This is a genomic window from Streptomyces sp. NPDC018031 (assembly GCF_044327625.1).
GTDB lineage: Bacteria > Actinomycetota > Actinomycetes > Streptomycetales > Streptomycetaceae > Streptomyces.
Genome location: NZ_JBIRFT010000004.1, coordinates 530,703 through 537,926, shown reverse-complemented (window position 1 = coordinate 537,926; position 7,224 = coordinate 530,703). Strand labels below are relative to the sequence as shown.

Annotated in this window: 4 protein-coding genes and 1 pseudogene; 3 read left to right on the top strand and 2 right to left on the bottom strand. The window is 75.0% G+C overall.

Annotated features, from left to right (window positions below):
• Window positions 1-298: 298 nt before the first annotated feature.
• Window positions 299-502: a hypothetical protein gene (locus ACH4B3_RS14605; RefSeq protein ID WP_398463159.1), complete on the bottom strand. Its 204-nt coding sequence runs from the start codon at window positions 500-502 to the stop codon at window positions 299-301.
• Window positions 503-1,463: 961 nt separating this feature from the next.
• Between ACH4B3_RS14605 and ACH4B3_RS14600 the strand changes: the two are divergent.
• From ACH4B3_RS14600 to ACH4B3_RS14590, 3 genes and pseudogenes are all read left to right on the top strand, one after another.
• Window positions 1,464-1,898, top strand: a pseudogene (locus tag ACH4B3_RS14600) (MarR family winged helix-turn-helix transcriptional regulator); the annotation flags it as partial.
• A 222-nt stretch (window positions 1,899-2,120) separates the two neighbouring features.
• The gene (locus ACH4B3_RS14595; RefSeq protein WP_398463158.1) at window positions 2,121-4,772 is read left to right on the top strand and encodes an MFS transporter; all 2,652 of its coding nucleotides are present in this window, start codon (window positions 2,121-2,123) and stop codon (window positions 4,770-4,772) included.
• Between the two features lie 550 nt (window positions 4,773-5,322).
• Window positions 5,323-6,162 carry a YceI family protein gene (locus ACH4B3_RS14590; RefSeq protein ID WP_398463157.1) on the top strand — a complete coding sequence of 280 codons (840 nt, stop codon included), beginning with the start codon at window positions 5,323-5,325 and terminating at the stop codon, window positions 6,160-6,162.
• A 218-nt stretch (window positions 6,163-6,380) separates the two neighbouring features.
• Here the strand turns inward: ACH4B3_RS14590 and ACH4B3_RS14585 are convergent, their stop codons facing one another.
• Window positions 6,381-7,211, bottom strand: coding sequence for a TetR/AcrR family transcriptional regulator (locus ACH4B3_RS14585; protein WP_398463156.1), 831 nt, complete (start codon window positions 7,209-7,211; stop codon window positions 6,381-6,383).
• Window positions 7,212-7,224: the final 13 nt, after the last annotated feature.

Sequence of the window (7,224 nt, the reverse complement as noted above, 5' to 3'; positions counted from 1 at the left end):
TCCCAGATGCATGTCTCGCGGCTGCTGACCCGGACCCTGTCGCAGCTCCGCGAAGGGCTGATCTCCGACTGACCGGCCCCCGGCCCGGGGCGTCGCGACCCGTCGTCAACGCCCCGGCCGCGCTGCGGGGTTGCGCAGCGCGGCCGGGGCGTCGGCGCGTTCCGGGGCCGCGTCGGCCGGTGTCGGGCGGGTGCCGGGCGCGCCGACGGCGGTACGCCACCGGCGGGACCGGCCCCGGTGTCATCCCCGGGAGACCGGAATCCGCGGCGCGGCGGCGCGGTCACCCGGGTACCGGGTGTCAGCCCAGCACCAGCCAGGCCACTCCGGCCAGCACCGCGATCGCGACGATCACACCGATGACCAGGCCGTTCCGCTGCCCGCCGGACGAGCCGGCCGCCGCGCGCTGCGGCTGCTGAGCGCCGTCGTCGACGAAGGCGCGGAACATCTGGGTGCTGCCCGCGGGGTCGTCATTGCCGTGTGAGCCATGGGGGTTGTTCGCCATGGGCCACGACCCTAGCGAACCGGCGGGAGGACGCACACCCCGGTGGGTGCCGTCCGGCGTACCGGCCGCAGCCCCACCCGGGCCGCCCGGCGGGGCCTCGCGGCACCCACCGTCCGGTGCGCTCGTCGCGGCGCCCACCGTCCAGTGCGCTCGTCGCGGCACCCACCGTCCAGTGCGCTCGTCGCGGCACCGCCCCTGACGTACCGCCCCGCGCGGCGCCGCGGCCCGACCCCGTGTGACACCAAGGGACACCCGCCCGGTGGCGTGGGCGCGCCCCCATCCGACGGCATGCGCCCGCATCCGACGGCAGGGGCCGCCGCGCGCGGCGCCGGACACGAGCACCCGGCGCCCCCGTCCGCTCCCCTTCCCCCACTCACGGCGTCCCCCTCCACCACTCTGACGTCGCCCGCTTCCCCCACTCACGCCGTCCCCCGCCACCGCTGACGGCCGCTTCCCCCACTCACGCCGTCCGCGCCGGCCATCGGTCTCCGCGCCGCCGGCCCCGGCAGCGTCCGGTCCGGCGCGGACCGGACGCTGGGCCCGAGCGGACCAGTCGCTGGGCCTTAGCGGATCGGACCCTGGGCCGGACTGGGCCAGACCGGATCGGACAGAGTTGGGCTGGGGCTGGACTGGCCGGGCCGGGCTGGTGCCGGCTCGCACCTGGCCGCGCCGAGCCCGGCCGGCCTAGCCGCACCGGACCGGACCGGAGCCACACCTGGCCGGACCAGAGCCGCACTGGACCGGACCAGAGCCGCACCGGGCCTGAACAGGTCACCTCAGGCCGCTGCGGCCTTCCCGGCGTGCCGCGCCGCGCCCCCGCCCGTCCGACTTGACCCGCCGCGGGGAATGGCTTTGTCGGCAATTTACTCAGCAAACGCCCCTTTTCATTTGCCTACAGCAACTAACCTCCCTTACGGTTGCCCAAAGCAACCGAATGCTTCCGTGAGCTAGGAGTCCGCCCGTGGCCGAGCAGCGCCAGTACGAGGAACTGGCCCGGCAACTCAGCGCCATCGGCGTCGTCAAGCGCGACCTGGCCCGGGTACTGCCCACCGACTGCCCGCCGGCCTCCGCGATCGTCCTGATGGCGCTCGACCGCTACGGCGAGATGCGCATGAGCAAACTCGCCGAGCTGCTGGCCATCGACATGTCCGTGACCAGCCGCCATGTGGCGCACGTCGAGGCGCGGGGCTGGATCGACCGGCACCCGGATCCGCAGGACGGACGGTCCCGGCTGCTGAGCATCAACCCCAGCGGCGAGGCGCTGCTCGGCAGGGTCTCCGACCGCTACACCGAAGCGCTGGCCAGTTCGCTGGCGGACTGGTCCGACGACGACGTCGGCCGGCTCAGCGAACTGCTGGCCCGGCTGCGGGCGGCCTTCGGCGACACCCGGTCGCGGAACTGCCGGCCCCCGGCGGCCGGCCCGGACCCAGCGGCCCCGGACCCAGCCGCCCCGGCCCCGGCCCCGGTTACGTCCCCGGCCCCGGCCCCGGACGACGAGGCCGCGCGGGCCGTCGGGCCGGCGACGACCGGCACCGCCCCCTCCGCCGGGCCGGCCGCGCGCCCCGGCCGACCCCTGCGCCCGCACACCCTCAGTACTCAGCACTCGTAAAGGAACTTCATGGCAACGACCACACCGGACGGCGGTGTGCGGGGGCCCGCGGGGCACCCCGCCCACGCCAAGCGCCACGGTGCCGACGCCGCCGACGCGCCGATGACCCACCGGCAGATCATGGAGGCCCTGTCCGGGCTGCTGCTGGGCATGTTCGTGGCGATCCTGTCGTCCACGATCGTGTCCAACGCGCTCCCGGAGATCATCGCCGATCTGCACGGCAGCCAGTCCTCCTACACCTGGGTCGTCACCGCGGCGCTGCTGGCGATGACCGCGGCCACCCCGCTGTGGGGCAAGCTCTCCGACCTGTTCAGCAAGAAGCTGCTGGTGCAGGCGTCGCTGGTGATCTACATGGCGGGTTCGGTGGTGGCCGGCCTGTCGCAGAACACCGGGATGCTGATCGCCTGCCGCGTGGTCCAGGGCATAGGTGTGGGCGGCCTGTCCGCCCTCGCCCAGATCGTGATGGCCGCGATGATCTCCCCGCGGGAGCGCGGGCGGTACAGCGGCTACCTCGGTGCCACCTTCGCTGTCGCGACCGTCGGCGGCCCGCTGCTGGGCGGCGTGATCACCGACACCGAGTGGCTCGGCTGGCGCTGGTGCTTCTACGTCGGCGTGCCGTTCGCGCTGGTCGCGCTGGTGGTGCTGCAGAAGACGCTCAAGCTGCCGGTGGTGAAGCGGGACGTCAAGGTCGACTGGGCCGGCGCCTTCTTCATCAGCGCCGCCGTGTCGCTGCTGCTCATCTGGGTCACCCTGGCCGGCGACACCTACGACTGGATCTCCTGGCAGACCGGTGCCATGGTCGGCGGGGCGATCGTGCTCGGCGCGGTCTTCGTCCTCGTGGAGTCCCGGGCGAGCGAACCGATCATCCCGCTGCGGCTGTTCCGCAACAAGACGATCACCCTCGCCTCGCTGGCCTCCCTCTTCGTCGGCATCGCGATGTTCTCCGGCACCGTCTTCTTCAGCCAGTACTTCCAGCTGGCCCGCAACGAGTCGCCGACCATGTCCGGGGTGCTGACCATCCCGATGATCGGTGGCCTCTTCGTCTCCTCCACGGTCTCCGGCCAGGTCATCACCAAGACCGGCCGCTGGAAGGCCTGGCTGGTCGCCGGTGGCGCGCTGGTCACCGCGGGCCTCGGCCTCCTCGGGACCATCCGGTATGACACCGCCTACTGGCACATCGCCGTCTACATGGGGCTGCTGGGGCTCGGCATCGGCATGATGATGCAGAACCTGGTGCTGGCCACCCAGAACCAGGTCGCCCCCCAGGACCTCGGCGCCGCCAGCTCGGTCGTCACCTTCTTCCGCTCCCTCGGCGGCGCGGTCGGCGTCTCCGCGCTCGGCGCGGTGATGGCCAACCGGGTCACCCACTACGTCAAGGACGGCCTGGCCGACCTCGGCCCGGAGGGCGCCGCGGCCGGGCACGGGGGCACCGGTGGCGGGTCCATCCCGAACCTGGACGCCATGCCCGCGCCGTTGCGCGAGGTCGTGGAGAACGCCTACGGGCACGGCGTCGCGGACGTCTTCCTGTACGCCGCGCCGGCCGCGCTGATCGCGTTCATCCTCTCGGTGTTCATCAAGGAGGTGGCGCTGAAGACCAACGCCGGCACGGCCGCCACGCCCGGCCCGGCGGGCACCGGCGGCACCGACGGTGCCACCGGGGTCACCGCGGTGCCGGAGGCCGCCACGACGGCCGCCGAGCCGGCGGCGGGCGCCCCGGGCGACGACCGGACGTCCGGCGGCGGGCCGGTCCTCGCCACGGTCGGCGCGCCGGCGGCCGATGCCGGCCCGCCCGGCGCCCAGGCCCTCGGCGCCCCCGCGGCCACCGCCCGGGCGAGGGGCCTCGGTACGGGCCCCGGCGACGCGGACGGCATCGGCGAACCGCGGACCCGGCAGGGTGTGCACGGCTTCGTCCGGAACGCCGACGGGGCCGCGGTGCCCCGGGCCGCCGTCACCCTGATCTCGCTGGCCGGCCGCCAGCTGGGCCGCGCGGTCGCGCACGGCGACGGCAGTTACGCGCTGGACGCCCCCGGCCCCGGCTCGTACGTTCTGATCGCGGCGGCCGACGGCCACCAGCCGCAGGCGTCCACGGTCGTGGTCGGCGACGAGCCGCTCGATCAGGACATCGCGCTGGCCGGTACCAGTGGCCTGGCGGGGGTGGTGCGCGCCGAGGACGGCGAGCGGCCGGTCGGGGCGGCGATGGTGGTGGTCACCGATGTGCGCGGTGAGGTGCTCAGCGCGCAGCAGACCGGGGAGCGGGGCGACTTCGCCTTCGACGAGCTGGTCGCCGGCACCTTCACGGTCGCCGTGAACGCGCCGGGCTTCCGGCCCGCCGCGCTGCCCGTCGAGGTCGGCGGCCAGGGGATCACCCACGTCGAGATCACCCTCCGGGCGGGCGCCCGGGTCGGCGGCACGGTCCGGGCCGGCGGTCCGGACGGGGAGCGGCGTCCGCTGCCGGACGCCCGGGTGACGCTGGTCGACGCGGCCGGGAACGTGGTGGCGACCACCACCACCGGCGAGGACGGCGCCTACGCCTTCGCCGACCTCGACGCCGGCGAGTACACGCTGATCGCGAGCGGCTACCCGCCGGTCGCGGACGCACTGACGGTCACCGGGAGCGGGGTCGACGGCCATGACGTCGACCTCGCCCACCCCGGCGACTGACCGGCCCCGGGTCGCCGGGCGCGCGTCGAGCGGAGGCGCGTCCGGCGACCCGGCCCGGGACCGTATCCGGCCACGGACGGTCCCGGGGAAGCAGGTCCGGGCGGCGCGGGACCACAGGCAGGGGACGGCCTGCCCGCGCCGCCCGGACCGGCACCCCACCGCCGGTCCGGGCCGTACGGGAACGGACACCGGCCCGGGCCCGGACACCGGCACGAGCGCGGGCACGAGCACGAGCACAAACCCGGGCCGAGCCCGGACACCCGCACCCGCACCGGCACCGGCACCGGCACCGGGCGAACCCTGGCCCGAGCGCCCGAGCACCCGAGCGCCCGGGCACCGGCACCGGATCGGGCCGACAGCGCCGGACACGGACCGGCACGGGGGGACGGGCCACACGGACCGGCACGGCGGGCCGGACCACGGGACGGACCACACGGAACGGACCACGGGAACGGCCACCGGCCGGAAGGCCCCGGACAGCCACGCGCGGGCCCGGACCAGCCACGCACGGGCCCGCACGGGCCCGGGAACGGAATCGGGAAGTACCGACATGACCACGACCACCGGCACCGGGCTGCGGGCCCGTGTCCGCACCCGGGACGGCTGGGCGGTGCAGCACGCGGTGCTCACCGTCACCGATATGACGGGCACCCAGCTGCTGCGCGTCCAGGCCGGCGAGGACGGCACCGTACACACCGAGCAGCCGCTGCCGGCCGGCCCGTACACCGTGATCGTGACCGCCGTCGGGTACGCCCCCGCCGCCTCGACCGCGCTCGTCACCGCCACCGGGCGGGCCGACCTCGGCACCGTGGTGCTGGCCCGGCTGGGCGGGGTGGAGCTGCCACCGCCGGGGATCTGGACGGTGGATCCGGCGCACTCGACGGTGGCGGCGGTCGCCCAGCACCTGGGGATCTCCAGCGTGCACGGGCGGTTCACCGAGTTCGGCGGGCGGATCGAGGTGGCCGAGGACGTCGAGCGGTCCACGGTGACCGCTCGGATCCGGGCGGCCAGTATCGACACCGGCAACCGGATGCGGGACGGCCATCTGCGGTCGCCGGACTTCCTCGACGCCGAGCGCCACCCGGTCCTGGAGTACCGGAGTACGGCACTGGCGCCGGCCGGCCCGGACCGCTGGACGGTACACGGCGAACTGACCATGCACGGGGTGCGGCGGGCGGTGGACCTGGACCTCGCCTACCTGGGCACCGGGCCCGATCCGTGGGGCGGGGTCCGGGCGGCCTTCCGCGCCACCGCGGAGCTGCGCCGCGAGGACTTCGCGATGAACTACAACCAGGTGGTGGCGGCGGGCATCGCGGCCATCGGCACCACGCTCCGGGTGGAACTGGACGTCCAGGCGGTGCGGGGCAGCCGACTCCCCGCGGCGGCCTGACCGCCGGCCCCGGCCCGCCCGCGACCGGCCCCGCCCGGACCGGGAGGCCCCGGCCGGGCTCGGCCCCCGGCCCCCCGGCCGGGCCGCGCGTTCCGCTCAGCCGAGCGGCGCGCGGGGAGCCGCCGTCACCGTGCACCGGGGGCCGCCGTCACCCCGTGCGCCGGGAACCGCCGTCACCGTGCGCGGGGGCCACCGTCACCGTGCGCCGGGAGCCGCCGTCACCGGGCGCGGTCCCGCATCGCCTCGATACCGGCGATCAGCATGTCGAGCGCGAACGCGAAGTCCCGGTCGCGCATCTCCTGCACGGTCCTGCCGCCCCGCGCGTCCATCGCCTTGGTGGACGCCTGCAGGGTCTCCTGGAACTCCGGGCGGGTCTCGATGGCGCTCATCACGTCGCGGAAGTAGTCGTCGATGCTCACGCCCGACTCCTGGCAGCGGGCGTTGAACAGCCCCTCGGTGGTGGCGAACCCGTAGACGAACTGGAAGACGGCGGAGAGCGCCCCGGTCCGGTCCTCCATGGCGAGCCCGCTGCGCATCATCACCCGCAGCGTGGCGTTGGAGAACGCCAGCGAGCGGGGGCCGATGTTGATGTACCGGCCGATCAGCTGGGGCACCCAGGGGTGACGCACCAGCAGATCGCGGTACTGCGCGGTGATGTGCCGGAGCTGGTCGCGCCAGTCCGCCGACTCGTCCGTCACGTCCGGCAGCACCATCTCGCCGTTGACCTGGTCCAGGGCGAGTTCCAGCAGGTCGTCCTTGGTGTCCACGTACCAGTAGACGGACATCGCGGTGACACCCAGCTCTGCCGCCAGCCGCCGCATGGAGAACTTCGTCAGGCCCTCCGCGTCGAGCAGCCGGACCGTGGCCGCGACGATCCTGTCGCGGTCCAGTCCGGCCGCCTGGTCACGTCCCGGGCCACCGCCCTGCCCCCGCGGCCGGCCGGTGTCCTGTCCCTCTTCCGGTGCCGGGTCCGGCCGACGGCGGGCGACCGCCCGGTCCGAGAGCCAGACACTGTTGTGCGAACGGCTGGCGCGACTGACGGATGCCATGGCGCGTTCTCCT

Coding starts and splice junctions, on each gene's coding strand:
- ACH4B3_RS14590 (WP_398463157.1), top strand. CDS start 5,323: ATGACCACGACCACCGGCACCGGGCTGCGGGCCCGTGTCCGCACCCGG.
- ACH4B3_RS14585 (WP_398463156.1), bottom strand. CDS start 7,211: ATGGCATCCGTCAGTCGCGCCAGCCGTTCGCACAACAGTGTCTGGCTC.
- ACH4B3_RS14595 (WP_398463158.1), top strand. CDS start 2,121: ATGGCAACGACCACACCGGACGGCGGTGTGCGGGGGCCCGCGGGGCAC.
- ACH4B3_RS14605 (WP_398463159.1), bottom strand. CDS start 502: ATGGCGAACAACCCCCATGGCTCACACGGCAATGACGACCCCGCGGGC.